Raw genomic sequence first — 16,243 nt, forward strand, 5'->3', positions numbered from 1 at the left:
CATTGTCCCGGTCGTGTCCGGGAGGGCAGGATGACGGGCATGACGCACGCGATGCAGAAGGGCTCGAACATCCCGGTGGCCCCCGTGGCGGTCCGGGCGGTGCTGCGCTGGACGACGGGGCCCGAGGTGCCGGACGTGGACGCCTCGGCGCTGCTCGTGGGCGCGGACGGGCGCGTGCGCTCGGACGAGGACTTCGTGTTCTACAACCAGCCCCGCCACCCCTCGGGGGCGGTCTGGCGACTGGGCAAGAAGCAGGTCGGCGACTCGGTCACCGACGCCGTCCAGGCCGACCTGCGCTCGGTCACCCCGGCCGTGGACCGGATCCTGGTGGTGGCCTCCGCCGAGGACGTCCCCTTCCAGCAGGTCCGTGACCTGCGGATCCTGCTCTACGACGCCACCCCCGGCGGCGGCCCCGAGCCGCTGGCCCACTTCGATGTCCGCCCCGAGACCGGCGACGAGACGGCCCTGATCTGCGGGGAGCTCTACCGCCGGGGCGAGGGGTGGAAGTTCCGCGCCCTGGGCGAGGGCTACCGCGACGGCCTGGTCGGCCTCGCCACCGATCACGGCATCTCCGTCGACGAGAACGCCGCCGAGGCGGCCGAGGGCTCCGGCGAGTCCGCCACCGGCTCCGCCGGCCCCGATTCCCCCGCCGCCGGCGACGACCGCACCGCCGCCATGCACCCGCCCGTGCCCGCGCCGCCCACACCGCCGGTTCCGCCCGCCCCGCCCACGCAGGCCCCGCCGGCCGCGCAGCCGGCGTACGGCTACCCGCAGCCGGTCTCTCCGGCCCCGGTGCCGGCCCCGGGCGGCGACCCGGCGTTCCGGCTGCCGGTGCAGGGTCCGCAGTTCATCCGCCGCTGACTCCGCCGCTGACCGCGCCCGGGGCTCCCGTCAGGCCTTGGTGCTCTTGTAGCCCCGGCCCCACTGGAGCCCCCAGCCGTACAGCCGGTCCAGCTCGGCCTGGAACCCGTAGACGAACTTCACCTCCCGCCGGACGACGAGCTCGCCCTTGACGGTCTCCAGCGAGACGACCGCGCAGGAGCGGGCCTGCGGCTGCCGCTCGTCCAGCGGGATCTCGATGCGCGGTCCGGTGACCGGGTAGAGGGTCACCAGGGCGTGCGTCCGGTCGAAGGCCGGGGTCTGGTCGTAGATGTACACGAAGACCAGCAGCCGCTTGATCTTGTCGGCGTGGTCGAGGTTGATGTACAGCGTCTCCCCGGAGGCGGAGCCGAACCGGTCGTCGCCGCTGAGCTTCACGTACGGCGGATCGTTCAGGTCGCCCAGCAGGTTCCCCAGCGGCTGTACGGCGCCCCGGGTGCCGTCGGTCAGCTCGTAGAGGCAGCCCATGTCCAGGTCGACGTTGACCATCCCCTGGGTGTGGGCCTGCACCATGTCGGGCTTGAACAGTTTGAACGGATGCCGGAACAGCTGCCCGCTCTGGCCGGCCGTCCGGCCGCCGATGTCGGAGGTGCGCATCCGCCAGGAGAGGTTCACGCGCAGATTGCCGTGGACCGCCTGCTGGCGGGTCAGCGACACCGTGGGCTGGCGCCTGGTCAGCTCGATCGCGTTCGACGAGGCCTGGCCCGAGTCGAACCCCATGGCGCGAGCGCCCCTGATCCCGTCGAAGAACCCCATGTCCCCCTACCCCCCCTGGTCCCTTTTCCCTTGTCATGCCTTGTCTTGGCGTGTCTCGCCTTGTCTTGGCTTGTCCCCCCGCACACGCGGAAGCGGGGCGGCCCGCCGGGTCCGTGGACCCAAGGCCGCCCCGCATCTGGAGCGTTCCGCATTACCGGCGAGGTCATGCCTCGGCGGCGGAACCCTCCAGTTCCAGGCGCTTGTTGCGGCGCACCGAGGACCAGAAGGACCACGCGATGAGCAGCACGCCGATGCCGCCCGTGATGACCTCGGGGATCTCGTACTGGATGGTGACGAGCAGGATCACGGCGAGGGCGCCGATGGCGTAGTGCGCGCCGTGCTCCAGGTAGACGTATTCGTCGAGGGTGCCCTGGCGGACCAGGTAGACCGTCAGCGACCGGACGTACATGGCACCGATGCCGAGGCCGAGGGCCATGAGCACGATGTCGTTGGTGACCGCGAAGGCGCCGATGACCCCGTCGAAGGAGAACGAGGCGTCGAGGACTTCGAGGTAGAGGAACATGAAGAACGCGGCCTTGCCGGCCATGACGACGGCCGAAACGGGCTTGCCGGCCTTCTTGGCCGCCTCCTCCGCCTCGTGCTCGGCTTCCTCCTCTTCCTCCAGCTTGTTCTCGAAGTAGCCGGAGAGGCCGCCGACGACCATGTAGGTGATCAGGCCGAGGACACCGGAGATCAGGACGGTCTGCGCCTTGTCCACGTGGGCGCCGCCGTGCTGGTGGGCGTTGGTGGCGAAGGTCATCGAGGTGATGACCAGGATGATCAGCGCGATGCAGGCGGACAGCATGTCGATCCTGCCGAGCTTGGCGAGAGGACGCTCCAGCCAGGCGAGCCACTTGATGTCGCGGTCCTCGAAGATGAAGTCGAGGAAGATCATCAGCAGGAACATTCCGCCGAAGGCGGCGATGGACGGGTGGGCGTCCGTGACGAGCTGCTGGTACATCTCCTTGTCGGAGATCGCCAGGTCGACGGCCTCGATGGGCCCGATTTTGGCGCTGATCGCGACGATAACGACGGGGAAGACCAGTCGCATACCGAAGACCGCGATGAGGACGCCGATGGTGAGGAAGATCTTCTGCCAGAAGGCATTCATCTTCTTCAGGATTCCGGCGTTGACCACCGCGTTGTCGAAGGACAGCGAGATCTCGAGGATCGACAGGATCGCCACGATCCCAAAAGCGGTCCACCCCCCGTAGAACACCGCTGCGACCAGACCGAGCGCAGTGACTGCGAACGACCAGCCGAAGGTTTTGAGAACCACTACCGGCACCCCATCGTCTTGTACGGCTTTACGAAACGTTGACCCCGAAGTCTAGAGCGATGCCCCTCAGGCCCGACGCGTACCCCTGCCCCACCGCCCTGAACTTCCATTCGCCGCCGTAGCGGTACACCTCGCCGAAGATCATCGCGGTCTCGCTGGAGGCGTCCTCGGTGAGGTCGTAGCGGGCCAGTTCCTGGTCGTCCGCCATGTTGACCACGCGGATGAAGGCGTTGCTCACCTGGCCGAAGCTCTGCCGGCGGTTGTCCGCGTCGTGGATCGAGACCGGAAAGACGATCTTGTCGACCCGGTCCGGGACCTTCGTGAGGTCGATGATGATCGACTCGTCGTCGCCGTCACCCTCGCCGGTGAGGTTGTCCCCGGTGTGTTCGACGGAGCCCTCGGGGCTCTTGAGGTTGTTGTAGAAGACGAAGTACTCGTCCCCGAGCACGCGGCCGCTGTTGCACAGCAGCGCGCTGGCGTCGAGGTCGAAGTCCGCCCCCGTGGTCGAGCGCGCGTCCCATCCGAGACCGATCAGAACCCGGGTGAGGTTCGGTGCGGCCTTGGACAGGGAGACGTTGCCCCCCTTGGCGAGTGTGACGCCCATCTTGTGGTCCTCCCCGGACGACGTGGTGTGGTGGCCGAACCACCGTGCTCATGGTGGCGAAGCCGGTCCGGCGCCGTACACACAGTGCACGGCGCCGGACGGACGGACTGCTGTCGGACTCAGACGTTGACGCCGAAGTCCTGCGCGATGCCGCGCAGACCCGAGGCGTAGCCCTGGCCGATCGCGCGGAACTTCCACTCCGCGCCGTTGCGGTACAGCTCGCCGAAGACCATGGCGGTCTCGGTCGAGGCGTCCTCGGAGAGGTCGTAGCGGGCCAGCTCGGTGTTGTCGGCCTGGTTCACGACGCGGATGTAGGCGTTGCGGACCTGACCGAAGCTCTGCTGGCGGCTCTCGGCCTCGTAGATCGAGACGGGGAAGACGATCTTGGCGACATCGGCCGGGACACCGGCGAGGTTGACCTTGATGGCCTCGTCGTCACCCTCGCCCTCACCGGTGGTGTTGTCACCGGTGTGCTCGACCGAGCCGTCCGGGCTCTTCAGGTTGTTGAAGAACACGAAGTTCGAGTCGTTGGCGACCTTGCCCTGGTCGTTGGTCAGGATCGCGCTGGCGTCGAGGTCGAAGTCGACACCGGTGGTGGTGCGAGCGTCCCAGCCCAGACCGACGATGACCGCCGTCAGGTTAGGCGCGGCCTTGGTCAGCGAGACGTTGCCGCCCTTGCTGAGGCTGACTCCCACGGGTCCTCCATTGGTATGTGTGTGGGGCGAGGCCCCGTCGTGCGATTGCTACAGGATCAACGGTTCGATCCTAGTGACGGGTTCCCGCCCACAGGGCGGTTTTCGGACGGAGCGGCCTGCGGAAACCCGCCCTGGGCCTTCTCCGGGGCCCCCGGCGGGGACATCAGGGGTCTCAGAGGCTGTCGAGGGCCTTGATGTACTCGTTCAGGTCACGCGCGTCGGGCAGCCCGTTGACGACGGACCAGCGCACGATGCCGTCCTTGTCGATGACGAAGGTGCCGCGGACCGCGCAGCCCTTCTCCTCGTCGAAGACGCCGTAGGCGCGGGAGGTCTCGCCGTGCGGCCAGAAGTCGGAAAGCAGCGGGTAGTCCAGGTTCTCCTGGTCGGCGAAGACCCGCAGGGTCGGCACCGAGTCGTTGGAGACGGCGAGGAGCTGGACGTCGTCGTTCTGGAAGCGGGGGAGCTGGTCGCGCAGCTCGCACAGCTCGCCGGTGCAGACGCCGGTGAAGGCGAACGGGTAGAAGAGCAGCACGACGGCCTTCTCCCCCCGGAAGTCGGAGAGCCGCACGGTGGCGCCGTGGTTGTCCTTGAGCTCGAAGTCCGGGGCCTTGCTGCCGACCTCGATCGCCATCTGTCGCATCCCTTCGTCCTTGGATCGCCCCACGCGGGGCCGTTCGAGTGAGGCCCAGCCTAGGGGGTGCCCGACGGATCGGGGTCGAATCGGGGGCGGATGAGGCCGGGTCCGCCGGGCGCGGAACGAGCACACCCCGCCGACCTCGGCATTCCGGGTCGGCGGGGTGTGCTTCCGCTTGGCTGCGGGGCGCGGCTCAGCGCTTGGTCTTGGCGTTCTTCGGCTTGGTCAGCTTGGTGGAGGTCCACTCCTTGCCGACCGGCAGGCCCTTCGCCAGCGAGAGGCCGGCGGTGGCGGAGGCCTCGCTGATGTCGCTGGCCTCGACGTAGCCGTCACGGCCCGTCTTGGGGGTCAGCAGCAGGATCAGTGCGCCGTCCTCGACCAGCTCGGTCGCGTCGACCAGGGTGTCCGTCAGATCGCCGTCCTCGTCGCGGAACCACAACAGCACCGCGTCGGCGACGTCGTCGTAGTCCTCGTCGGCGAGTTCACTGACGAGGCTCTCGACAGTTTCACGGAAATCCTGATCGACGTCCTCGTCGTAGCCGATCTCCTGGACCACCTGTTCGGACTGGAAACCCAGCCGGGCGGCCAGGCTCTCCGCGTGGTCCGCGGTCGCGCTCACGGGGTGCCTCCTGCTCATGTTCGGTGAATGTCTTTCGGCGGCGCGCGTACGCGCAGCATTGGGCGTAGTCCACACGGGAGCGGCGGATCGCGCAAGTACCCGGCCGCCGAGACCGTCGAAACGGTGACGATTACGGCCGTCTCGCCGCAACTTTCAGGCTTCCGGGGTGGACCACTGGTGATTCATCCCACACCATTCTCCTCATTCGGCATCGCATGAGGACTTTCCTACCTGTTTGAGGGACGAACGGCCTTCCGAACCCGTTGATCGCGTGAGGCGTAAGGTTGCGGTTTGACCAGGCACGCGACCCGGCCCCCGGCCGCTCCTTCGCCGCTCCAGGTGTTACCCAGTGGTAGAGGTGAAGATTTCGGCCGGGCGTAAGACCATGGGAGGCGGCGACCCAAGGCACGACTCCCCCGACAGCGAAGGAACAGCGTGGCTTCCGCATCCGATCGCAATCCGATCATTATTGGCGGCCTGCCGAGTCAGGTCCCGGACTTCGATCCGGAGGAGACGCAGGAGTGGCTCGACTCCCTGGACGCCGCCGTCGACGAGCGGGGCCGTGAGCGCGCCCGCTACCTGATGCTGCGGCTGATCGAGCGGGCCCGCGAGAAGCGCGTGGCCGTGCCGGAGATGCGCAGCACGGACTACGTCAACACGATCGCCACCAAGGACGAGCCGTTCTTCCCCGGCAACGAGGAGATCGAGCGCAAGGTCCTGAACGCCACCCGTTGGAACGCGGCCGTCATGGTCTCGCGGGCCCAGCGTCCGGGCATCGGCGTCGGCGGCCACATCGCGACCTTCGCGTCCTCCGCCTCCCTCTACGACGTGGGCTTCAACCACTTCTTCCGGGGCAAGGACGAGGGCGACGGCGGCGACCAGATCTTCTTCCAGGGGCACGCCTCCCCCGGCATCTACGCCCGCGCCTACCTCCTGGACCGGCTCTCCGAGCAGCAGCTCGACGCGTTCCGGCAGGAGAAGTCGAAGGCCCCGTACGGCCTGTCCAGCTACCCGCACCCGCGGCTGATGCCGGACTTCTGGGAGTTCCCGACCGTCTCCATGGGCCTCGGCCCGCTCGGGGCGATCTACCAGGCGCGGATGAACCGGTACATGGAGGCGCGCGGCATCGCGGACACCTCCAAGTCCCACGTCTGGGCGTACCTCGGCGACGGCGAGATGGACGAGCCGGAGTCGCTGGGCCAGCTGTCGATCGCCGCCCGCGAGGGGCTGGACAACCTGACGTTCGTCGTCAACTGCAACCTCCAGCGCCTCGACGGCCCCGTCCGGGGCAATGGCAAGATCATCCAGGAGCTGGAGTCGCAGTTCCGCGGCGCCGGCTGGAACGTCATCAAGCTGATCTGGGACCGTTCCTGGGACCCGCTGTTGGCGCAGGACCGCGACGGCATCCTGGTCAACAAGATGAACTCGACGCCCGACGGGCAGTTCCAGACGTACGCGACCGAGTCGGGCGCCTACATCCGCGACCACTTCTTCGGCGACGACCAGCGGCTGCGGGCGATGGTCGAGAACATGAGCGACCAGCAGCTGCTGCACCTCGGTCGCGGCGGCCACGACCACAAGAAGATCTACGCGGCGTACGCGGCGGCCAAGGCCCACAAGGGCCAGCCGACGGTGATCCTGGCGCAGACGGTCAAGGGCTGGACGCTCGGTCCCAACTTCGAGGGCCGCAACGCCACGCACCAGATGAAGAAGCTGACGGTCGACGACCTCAAGCGCTTCCGCGACCGCCTGCACATCCCGGTGACGGACAAGCAGCTGGAGGGCGGCGCGCCGCCGTACTACCACCCGGGCCCCAACTCGCCCGAGATCCAGTACATGCACGACCGTCGCAGCTCGCTCGGCGGCTACGTGCCCACCCGCGTGGTGCGTGCCAAGCCGCTCCAGCTGCCCGACGAGAAGACGTACGCGGCGGCCAAGAAGGGCTCGGGCCAGCAGTCGATCGCCACGACGATGGCGTTCGTCCGCATCCTGAAGGACCTGATGCGGGACAAGGAGATCGGCAAGCGGTTCGTGCTGATCGCGCCGGACGAGTACCGCACGTTCGGCATGGACGCGTTCTTCCCGAGCGCCAAGATCTACAACCCGCTGGGCCAGCAGTACGAGGCGGTCGACCGTGACCTGCTGCTCGCGTACAAGGAGTCCCCGACCGGCCAGATGCTGCACGACGGCATCTCGGAGGCGGGCTGCACGGCCTCGCTGATCGCGGCGGGTTCGGCGTACGCCACGCACGGCGAGCCGCTGATCCCGGTCTACGTCTTCTACTCGATGTTCGGTTTCCAGCGCACCGGTGACCAGTTCTGGCAGATGGCCGACCAGTTGGCGCGCGGTTTCGTCCTGGGCGCGACCGCCGGACGGACCACCCTCACGGGTGAGGGTCTCCAGCACGCCGATGGTCACTCCCAGCTGCTGGCGTCGACCAACCCGGGCTGTGTGGCGTACGACCCGGCGTACGGGTACGAGATCGCGCACATCGTCCAGGACGGTCTGCGGCGGATGTACGGCCCCGACGCGGAGGACGTCTTCTACTACCTGACGGTCTACAACGAGCCGATCCAGCACCCGGCCGAGCCGGCCGACGTGGACGTGGACGGCATCCTCAAGGGCATCCACCGGGTGGCGCGGGGCGAGTCGGGGGCGATCCCGGCGCAGATCCTGGCCTCGGGCGTGGCCGTGCCGTGGGCGCTGGAGGCCCAGCGCATCCTGGCCGCCGAGTGGAACGTCCGGGCGGACGTCTGGTCGGCGACCTCCTGGAACGAGCTGCGGCGCGAGGCCGTCGAGGTGGACGAGCACAACCTGCTCCACCCCGAGGAGGAGCAGCGCGTCCCGTACGTGACGCGGAAGCTGTCGGAGGCCGAGGGGCCGTTCGTGGCGGTGTCGGACTGGATGCGGTCGGTGCCGGACCAGATCTCCCGCTGGGTGCCGGGGACGTACACCTCGCTGGGCGCGGACGGCTTCGGCTTCGCGGACACGCGGGGCGCGGCGCGGCGCTACTTCCACATCGACGCCCAGTCGGTGGTCCTGGCGACGCTGACCGAGCTGGCCCGTGAGGGCAAGGTCGACCGTTCGGCGCTGAAGCAGGCCGTGGACCGGTACCGGCTGCTGGACGTGAGCGCGGCCGACCCGGGCGCGGCCGGCGGCGACGCGTAGCGACGCGGGAGAACGGAAAGAGGCCGCGGCCTCACCCTTCCGTGGGGGTGTCGGGACCCGTGTCCCGACACCCCTTACGCGTTCTTTACGATGCCTGGCATGAAGGAACCCTCACGTCAGGCCCGGTGGGAGCGCCGTACGCAGCTCCCGCTGCTGGTGCTCGCCGGGGCGTTCGCGCTGGCCTACGCCGTGCCCATCGTCGTGCCGGACGCGGACGCGGGGGTGCACCGGGCCTGTGCGTACGCGGAGTGGGTGGTGTGGGCGGCCTTCGCCTCGGACTATCTGGTCCGGCTGGGTCTGGCGGCCGACCGTCGGCGCTTCGTGCGGACGCACTGGCTGGACCTGGCCGCCGTCGTGCTGCCGCTGGTGCAGCCGCTGCGGCTGCTGCGGCTGGTCGCGACCCTGCTGTTGGTGGGCCGGCGGGCCCGGATGGCGCCGCAGATCCGGCTGACGACGTACGTGGCCGGGGCGGTGGTGGGGCTGCTGATGTTCGGCTCCCTCGCCGTGCTGAGCGTGGAGCGGGACGCCCCGGACGGCAACATCAGGAACCTGGGTGACGCGGTGTGGTGGTCCTTCACCACCATGACGACGGTCGGGTACGGGGACCACTCCCCCACCACCGGCCTGGGACGGTTCCTGGCGGTCGGGCTGATGCTGTCGGGGATCGCCCTGCTGGGTGTGGTGACCGCCAACATCGCCGCCTGGTTCATCGCCCGCTTCGAACGGGACGACAAGGTGGAACGCCTCCAGTTGGCGGCCATCCGCGAGCTCCAGGGCGAGGTACGGGCGCTGCGCGCCGAGGTGGCCCGGCTCGCCACGCAGCGCCGTGACGGCGCGGCCCCGGCCGGCGCGGCCCCGCTGACGCGGGCCCGACCGACGCCGGCCCGACCGACGCGGGCCCGGCTGACGCGGGCTCGGACCGCGGTGGCCGCGATCAGCCGGTCACCGCTCCCACACCTTGAACGCCCTGACCTGGTAGGGCGACTGGGGCAACCAGACGCCGTCGCCCGGGTAGGTCTGGAACTCGCCGGTCTCCGCGCACTCGGCCGACTGGTACGTGGTCACCGGGCGCCCGGTGCGGTTGGTGAGGGACTGCGCGCTCGCCCCGGCCGGCAGGGCGGTGCAGCTGTTGATGTCGAGCGTGCTCAGCTCGTGGGTGTGCCGGGTCCCCTTGAACTCCGACTTCGCCCACAGGCACAGCTGCCCGGTGGCGCAGGCCCCGAGCGTCGGCGGCCCGGCGGCGTGCGCGCCGGTGGCCGCGGTCGGGACGAGGGCGGCGGCGGCCAGGAAGACGGCGGCGAGGGTGGTGACGGGTGCGGTGCTCCACGTACGCATGACGGAATCGACTCCTCGTTGACGAACGGGCCCCGGAGGGTTTCCGAAAGCTCCGTGGCACCACGCTGACCTGCGAGGACGGCCGAGCGGAAGGGGGCGGCGGCCGGACCACCCTGATACACGACAGCCCCGCCGGAACCATCCGGCGGGGCTGTCGCGGGCTGCCTGTTGACCGGGCCGTAACGCCTCGGCGGGCCGGTCGGACGGGCCCGTCAGATGTGGGCGGCGCCCGCTCCGGCGGCGTTCGCCCCGCGCTTGGTGAAGCAGGCCACGATCGCGGCGAGGACGGCGACCACGCCGGCGACGGTGAAGGCCGTGCTCATGCCGGAGACGAAGGTGTCGTGGGCGACGGCGGCGATGGCCTGGGCGACCGGCTCGGGCGTGCCGGGCGGCACCGGGGCGAAGCCGACCTGGGCGGCCTGCTCCGCGAGGTCGAGCTGCTCGGGGGAGAGCGCGGGCAGCCGCGCCGCCTGCCAGTTGTCCCCGAACGTGTCACTGACCTCGGCCGCCATGACCGCTCCGAGCACCGCCGTACCGAGGCTGCCGCCGACCTGCATGGCGGCCTGCTGGAGTCCGCCGGCGACGCCGGAGAGCTCCAGCGGGGCGTTGCCGACGATGACCTCGGTGGCGCCGACCATGACGGGGGCGAGGCCGAGGCCCAGGAGGGCGAACCAGAGCGACATGGCGAGGGTGCCCGTGTCGGGGGTCAGTTCGGCCATCCCGAAGCAGGCGGCGGCGGTGGCGACCATGCCGGCGACGAGCGGGACGCGCGGGCCGACCTTGGTGATCGCCGCGCCGGCCAGCGGCGAGCCGATGATCATCATGCCGGTGAGCGGGAGCAGGTGCAGGCCGCTGTCGACGGGGCTCATGCCGTGCACGTTCTGCAGGTAGAAGGTGACGAAGAAGAGGCCGCCCATGAAGGCGAAGGCCATCAGGACCATCAGCACGGTGCCGGCGGACAGGGGCAGCGAGCGGAACATGCCGAGCGGGATCAGCGGCTCGCGGACGCGCGTCTCCCAGAGGGCGAAGAGCAGGAAGCAGGCGACGGAGGCCGCGAGGAAAAGCAGCGTCTTGGTGTCTCCCCAGCCCCATTCGGCGGCCTTGATGAGCGCCCAGATGAGGGAGAACATCGCCGTCGACAGGAGCAGGACGCCCAGCAGGTCGAAGGAGCGCGGGGCGTTGTCCGCCCGGTGGTCGAGCAGGATGAACAGCCCGAAGAGCAGGGCGATGACGCCGACGGGCACGTTGATGAAGAAGACGGACTGCCAGCTGACGTGCTCGACGAGCAGGCCGCCGACGATGGGGCCGGCGGCCGTCGAGGCGCCGATGACCATGCCCCAGATGCCGATGGCCATGTTGAGCTTCTCGGCGGGGAAGGTGGCCCGCAGCAGGCCGAGGGCGGCCGGCATCAGCAGGGCGCCGAAGACGCCCTGGGCGACGCGGAAGGCGATGACCAGGCCGACGCCGGTGGACAGGCCGATCGCGGCGGAGGAGAGGGCGAAGCCGGCGATGCCTATGAGGAAGGTCTGGCGGTGTCCGAAGCGGTCGCCGAGCTTGCCGGCGGTGATCAGGGAGACCGCGAGGGCCAGCAGGTAGCCGTTGGTGATCCACTGCACCTCGGCGAGGGTGGCGCCGAGGTCCTGTTGGATGGCGGGATTGGCGACGGCGACGATGGTGCCGTCGAGGGTGACCATCATGACCCCGATCGCCACGGCGAACAGCGTGAGCCACGGGTGACCGCGCAGTCCGGAGTTGGCCGGTGGGGGGCTTGATTCCTTGGCGAGGGTGATCTGGGACGTCATGCGATCAGGCTAGTGACAGCCGCTGACACTTCACAGACGGCTCGGTGTGACAGCCTCTGTCAGGTCGGTCACAGGTACCCTGACCGCTCACTCCGTGTCAGGAAGGACCCCTCGGTGATGACCGAACCGCGGCCGGCGCCCAACCCGCCGGCGGCCGGGCTCCGCGAACGCAAGAAGCGCCGCACCCGCGACGCCCTCCTGCGCTCCGCCCTGCTCCTCTTCGTCTCCCAGGGCTACGAGGAGACCACCGTCGACGAGATCACCGACGCGGTCGAGGTCTCCCAGCGCACCTTCTTCCGCTACTTCGCGAACAAGGAGGAGGTGGCCTTCGCCGTCCAGGATCTGGTCGAGTCGCACTTCCTCGCGGCGCTGCGCGACCGCCCGGCCGCCGAAACCCCCTTCCAGGCCATGCGCGGCGCCGTACTCGACGCCTGGGACACCGTCGACCAGGCCATTTCCGATGTGGTGCCCGTCGATCTGTACATGCGGGCCTATCAACTGATCGAGTCCACACCGGCCCTGCTCGCCGTCCATCTGCGCCGCTCGGCCCAGTTGGAGGAGGAGCTGTCCGGGCTCGTCGCCGCCCGCGAGGGACTGGACCTGGATTCCGATCCGCGCCCCCGGGTGGCCGTCGCCGCGTTCTGCGGCGTGATGCGGGTGACCGGTCGGCTCTGGGGTCAGGGCGAGGACACCAGCGTCTCCGCGATCCGACGGATGACCGAGGCCTACCTCGACCAGATCGGCCCGGCGCTGGCCGGCGACTGGCGCGCGGCAGCCGCCCGGAGTTGAGCACCGACCGCCCGGACCGCGACGCAGCGTGACGATCGGGGGTGCTTGTCCCACGGTCGGCCGTGAGCCCTGTCACCCCGCACGCCACGGCCTCCGGTGGTCTCCTAATCTGGCTCCAGTGAATCTGCCCGGCCACCTCGCCCACTCCACGTCAGACGCCCCCGCGCGCGTTACCGCCCTGCGCACCCTGCTCGCGCTCGCGGTCGTCTTCGTCATGCTGGCGACCACGGGCTGGACGGCCGTGCACCGCCCCGAGTCCGGAGTGGCGCCGCGCGCCGCCGCGCTCGCCGCGTGGGCCACGGCCCGGGTCGACGGCCGGATCGTCCCGCCCGCCGACGCGCCCGTACGGACGGTGGCCCGCTTCTTCGCCGAGCTCGACGGACACCAGCGGACCCGACTCGCCGACGCCTACCCGCTCGTCGTCGGCAACCTCGACGGAGTCCCGGCCGCCCTGCGCTACCGCGCCAATCGCGCCTCGCTGGAGCACGCCCGGCTGGTGGAACTGGCCCGCGCCGAGGACATCGCCCTCACCCCCGCCGACCGGGACACCGCCGGACGGCGCGCCCACCGCTTCGCGGCCCTCGCCGAAGCGGGCCGCCAGATCCTCGTGTTCGACCCCACCGGCGGCGGCCTCGTCGCGGAGGTCTTCGGCGACCTCGACGCCGCCGACCGCGTCTCCGTGATCGTCCCCGGCGCGGACACCGACGCCCTCACCTTCGAACGCACCCAGCGCCGCCTCACCGCCCCCGCCGGCATGGCCGCCTCCCTCTACGGAGCCGAACGCGCGGCCGCGCCCGGCGAGCGCACCGCCGTCATCGCCTGGGCCGGCTACACCGCGCCCACCGGCGTCGGCGTGGACGCCGCCACCGGCCGGCTCGCCGTCCAGGGCGCGGCGCGGCTGGAGTCCCTGGCGGCGGCCCTGCCCGGGGACGCGAGCGTCGCCCTGTTCTGCCACAGCTACGGGTCGGTGGTGTGCGGGGTCGCCGCGCGCCGCCTCCCGGACCGGGTCACGGACCTGGTGGTCGCCGGCAGCCCCGGCATGCGCGCCGACAACACCGCCGAACTGGGAACCTCCGCGCGGGTGTGGGCCATGCGCGACGAGGGCGACTGGATCGCCGACGTACCGCACCTGGAGCTCGGCGGGCTCGGCCACGGCGCGGACCCGGTGTCCCCGGAGTTCGGCGCGCGGCTGCTGTCCTCGACCGGAGCCAAGAGCCACACCGGCTATTTCGAGCCGGGCACCGCCTCCCTCGACAACTTCGCCCGGATCGGAACCGGCGCGTTCTCTTCCGTCGCCTGCGCGGACGGCGGCGACGCCTGTCGACGCGAAATCTCCACCGCGGACGGCCGCTGACGCGCACCGCCCCTCGATGACACGCGTAGCGTCCGGAAAAATCCTGCTGTGGAACGAGGGGCGACGCGCGGGGGCACGTCCCTTTACGATGAGCCGCATGGGTGACGTACTGGCCGGAAACCATGCGGTCTGGGAGCTCGACTCGGACTCGGTGCTCATCCGCTTCGTACGGGGGATACGGGCGCCACGGCTCTGGAACGCGCTCGGAACGCGCCGGATCCCCCTCGAAGCGCTGTCCGAGGTGACCGTGAGCACAGGAGCGGGCCGTCGGGACGCGGTGGTGCTGCGCGCCGTACCCCGTCCCGGAGCCGACCCGCTGATGGAGGCTGCCGCCGGACAGCTGAAGGAGGTCTGCGACCCCTACCGGCTGGTTCTGCCCGCCGACCGCGCGCCGCAGGCGACGGCCTTCGCCGACGCGCTGCGCGCCCGGCTGGGACCGGAGGCCGCCGAACCGGCCGACCGCTTCCTCGTCGAGGTCCCCCCGCCCCCGGTCCAGCTGAAGGCCTACGACGCCCGGGTGGTCTTCGACGGCACCACGGTCACCTTCCACTGGTCCCGTACGGGCGCCACCGGCACCAAATGGAAGGCGGGCGACCAGCGGTGCCCGCTGGCCGCCCTCTCCGACGTCGAATGGGCCTCCCCCGAGGGCCCCGACGGCGGCCACCTGCGCCTCCTGCTCCGCGACGCCGACACCGACCCGCGCCCCGACCACGACCTCGCGTCCGCCGTGTTCGCGACGGGCGCGGGCGCCGTCCACCAGTCGCTGCCGTTCGCCGCCTCGATACTGGCCGCCCTGAAGGGATCGGTCCGCCTGCGCGGAGCGTAGGAGAAGCCGTTACCAGCGTTACCGGTCTTCGCGGGCCGCCGAGGTGAAGGTCATGTCCGGGTACCGGTCGCCCGCGACCTGCCCGGCCAGGGGCTCCAGCAGGGCCAGCTCCGCTTCCGTCAGGGTGATGCGCGTCGCGGCGGTGTTCTCCGCGACGCGGCCGGGCTTGCGGGTGCCGGGGATGGGCACCACCGTCAGGCCGTGCACGGACGCCCGCTGCTGCACCCAGGCCAGCGCGATCTGCGCCGGCGTCGCCCCGTGCGCGTCCGCGACCTCCCGCACCGGGGCCAACAGGGCGGCGTTGGCCTTGGCGTTGTCCCCCGTGAAGCGGGGCTGGGAGGTGCGGAAGTCACCGGCCGACAGCTCCACCCCGGCGTCGACGAAGGCACCCGTGAGGAAACCCCGCCCGAGCGGCGAGTACGGCACGAAGGCCACGCCCAGCTCCGCCGCCGCGCCCACCGCGCTGCGCTCCACGTCCCGGCTGAACAGCGACCACTCCGACTGGAGCGCCGCGATCGGGTGCACCGCGTACGCCTCGCGCAGCTCGGCGCCGGTGACCTCGCTGAGCCCCAGGTGACGCACCTTGCCCTCCCGCACCAGCTCGGCCATCGCGCCCACCGACTCGGAGAACGGCACGGCCGGGTCACGCCGGTGCATGTAGTAGAGGTCGATGACGTCGACGCCGAGCCGCCGCAGGCTGCCCTCGACGGACCGGCGGACATAGGCCGGGTCGTTGCGGATGGCCCGGTAAGAGGGGTCGTCCGCGCGCCGTTCGAGGGCGAACTTCGTGGCCAGGGTGATCTCGTCGCGGTGGGCGGCCACGAAGGGGGCGAGGAACTCCTCGTTCGCCCCGCTCCCGTAGGCGTCCGCCGTGTCGAAGAGGGTGACGCCGGCGGCGAGCGCCGCGTCCAGGGTGGCGCGGGCCGCCGCCTCGTCGGTGTCCCCGTAGAACTCGCTCATGCCCATGCAGCCGAGGCCCTGGACGCCGACGAGCGGGCCGCCCTTGCCCAGTTCGGCCCGCTCGATGTGGCCCTGTGCGGTGCTGCCGTGCTCCGTCATGACTGCGCCTTCCCCGTCATCGTGTTCGCCGCCTTGTTCACGGAATACATGCCGATCTTGTAATCCAGTACGCCGAGCGCGTCCGTCAGCTCCGCGAGCCGCGCCAGCACGTCGCGGCGCGTGCGCTCCAGCAGTTCCCGACGCGCGTCGAAGGTGTGCTCGCCCTCCCGGACCAGTTCCGCGTAGCGGACCATGTCCGCCACGGACATGCCGGTGGCGCGCAGCTTGCCCACGAACTCCAGCCAGCCCAGGTCCTTGTCGCTGAACCGGCGCTGCCCGGAGTGGGAGCGGTCCACGTGCGGCATCAGGCCGATCCGCTCGTACCAGCGCAGGGTGTGCTGCGTCAGACCGGTCCGGGCCTCGACCTCGCTGATCGTGTACCGCGTCTCCGTCAGGCTCATGGCTCCACGCTAAAACCCTGGAGTGCACTCCAAGCAAGTAGGC

General features: G+C 70.5%; 14 protein-coding genes and 2 pseudogenes. 6 read left to right on the forward strand and 10 right to left on the reverse strand.

Annotation, left to right across the window (positions count from 1 at the left end; translation table 11 throughout):
* Positions 1-30 precede the first annotated feature (30 nt).
* The gene (locus M4D82_RS11125; RefSeq protein WP_249765897.1) at positions 31-861 is read left to right on the forward strand and encodes a TerD family protein; all 831 of its coding nucleotides are present in this window, start codon (positions 31-33) and stop codon (positions 859-861) included.
* A 30-nt stretch (positions 862-891) separates the two neighbouring features.
* Here M4D82_RS11125 and M4D82_RS11130 read toward each other — a convergent pair whose 3' ends face one another.
* From M4D82_RS11130 to M4D82_RS11155, 6 genes are all read right to left on the reverse strand, one after another.
* On the reverse strand, positions 892-1,635 hold the full coding sequence (locus M4D82_RS11130) for a TerD family protein (RefSeq protein WP_249765898.1): 744 nt from the start codon (positions 1,633-1,635) through the stop codon (positions 892-894).
* Positions 1,636-1,798: 163 nt separating this feature from the next.
* Positions 1,799-2,914: a DUF475 domain-containing protein gene (locus M4D82_RS11135; protein ID WP_249765899.1), complete on the reverse strand. Its 1,116-nt coding sequence runs from the start codon at positions 2,912-2,914 to the stop codon at positions 1,799-1,801.
* A 28-nt stretch (positions 2,915-2,942) separates the two neighbouring features.
* Positions 2,943-3,518, reverse strand: a complete 576-nt coding sequence (locus M4D82_RS11140; protein ID WP_249765900.1) for a TerD family protein — start codon at positions 3,516-3,518, stop codon at positions 2,943-2,945.
* A 119-nt stretch (positions 3,519-3,637) separates the two neighbouring features.
* On the reverse strand, positions 3,638-4,213 hold the full coding sequence (locus tag M4D82_RS11145; RefSeq protein WP_249765901.1) for a TerD family protein: 576 nt from the start codon (positions 4,211-4,213) through the stop codon (positions 3,638-3,640).
* Between the two features lie 172 nt (positions 4,214-4,385).
* Entirely contained in the window at positions 4,386-4,844 is a 459-nt protein-coding gene (locus M4D82_RS11150) for a peroxiredoxin (RefSeq protein WP_249771693.1), read from the reverse strand.
* A 196-nt stretch (positions 4,845-5,040) separates the two neighbouring features.
* Positions 5,041-5,466 (reverse strand): DUF3052 domain-containing protein, encoded by a 426-nt coding sequence (locus M4D82_RS11155; protein WP_249765902.1) that lies wholly within the window; start codon positions 5,464-5,466, stop codon positions 5,041-5,043.
* 435 nt (positions 5,467-5,901) lie between these two features.
* On the opposite strand from M4D82_RS11155, the gene aceE reads away from it, so the two are divergent.
* Positions 5,902-8,634: a pyruvate dehydrogenase (acetyl-transferring), homodimeric type gene (gene aceE / locus M4D82_RS11160; RefSeq protein ID WP_249765903.1), complete on the forward strand. Its 2,733-nt coding sequence runs from the start codon at positions 5,902-5,904 to the stop codon at positions 8,632-8,634.
* Between the two features lie 99 nt (positions 8,635-8,733).
* A pseudogene (locus M4D82_RS11165) lies at positions 8,734-9,522 on the forward strand (potassium channel family protein); the annotation flags it as partial.
* Positions 9,523-9,576: 54 nt separating this feature from the next.
* On the opposite strand, the gene M4D82_RS11170 reads toward M4D82_RS11165, so the two are convergent.
* The gene (locus tag M4D82_RS11170) at positions 9,577-9,969 is read right to left on the reverse strand and encodes a peptidase inhibitor family I36 protein (protein WP_249771695.1); all 393 of its coding nucleotides are present in this window, start codon (positions 9,967-9,969) and stop codon (positions 9,577-9,579) included.
* A 184-nt stretch (positions 9,970-10,153) separates the two neighbouring features.
* Positions 10,154-11,771: pseudogene (locus M4D82_RS11175) on the reverse strand (MFS transporter); the annotation flags it as partial.
* A 117-nt stretch (positions 11,772-11,888) separates the two neighbouring features.
* Here M4D82_RS11175 and M4D82_RS11180 point away from each other — a divergent pair.
* The 3 genes from M4D82_RS11180 to M4D82_RS11190 all read left to right on the forward strand — a co-directional run bounded on the left by M4D82_RS11180 (position 11,889) and on the right by M4D82_RS11190 (position 14,740).
* Positions 11,889-12,560, forward strand: a complete 672-nt coding sequence (locus M4D82_RS11180) for a TetR/AcrR family transcriptional regulator (RefSeq protein WP_249765905.1) — start codon at positions 11,889-11,891, stop codon at positions 12,558-12,560.
* Between the two features lie 214 nt (positions 12,561-12,774).
* Positions 12,775-13,914, forward strand: a complete 1,140-nt coding sequence (locus tag M4D82_RS11185; RefSeq protein WP_502989059.1) for an alpha/beta hydrolase — start codon at positions 12,775-12,777, stop codon at positions 13,912-13,914.
* A 97-nt stretch (positions 13,915-14,011) separates the two neighbouring features.
* Positions 14,012-14,740 carry a DUF4429 domain-containing protein gene (locus M4D82_RS11190; RefSeq protein ID WP_249765906.1) on the forward strand — a complete coding sequence of 243 codons (729 nt, stop codon included), beginning with the start codon at positions 14,012-14,014 and terminating at the stop codon, positions 14,738-14,740.
* 18 nt (positions 14,741-14,758) lie between these two features.
* Here the strand turns inward: M4D82_RS11190 and M4D82_RS11195 are convergent, their stop codons facing one another.
* Together M4D82_RS11195 and M4D82_RS11200 are read right to left on the reverse strand one after the other, a co-directional pair.
* Entirely contained in the window at positions 14,759-15,799 is a 1,041-nt protein-coding gene (locus tag M4D82_RS11195; protein ID WP_249765907.1) for an aldo/keto reductase, read from the reverse strand.
* On the reverse strand, positions 15,796-16,200 hold the full coding sequence (locus M4D82_RS11200) for a MerR family transcriptional regulator (protein WP_249765908.1): 405 nt from the start codon (positions 16,198-16,200) through the stop codon (positions 15,796-15,798). The genes M4D82_RS11195 and M4D82_RS11200 overlap by 4 nt, the downstream gene beginning before the upstream one ends.
* Positions 16,201-16,243: the final 43 nt, after the last annotated feature.

It is taken from the genome of Streptomyces sp. RerS4, from assembly GCF_023515955.1.
GTDB lineage: Bacteria > Actinomycetota > Actinomycetes > Streptomycetales > Streptomycetaceae > Streptomyces.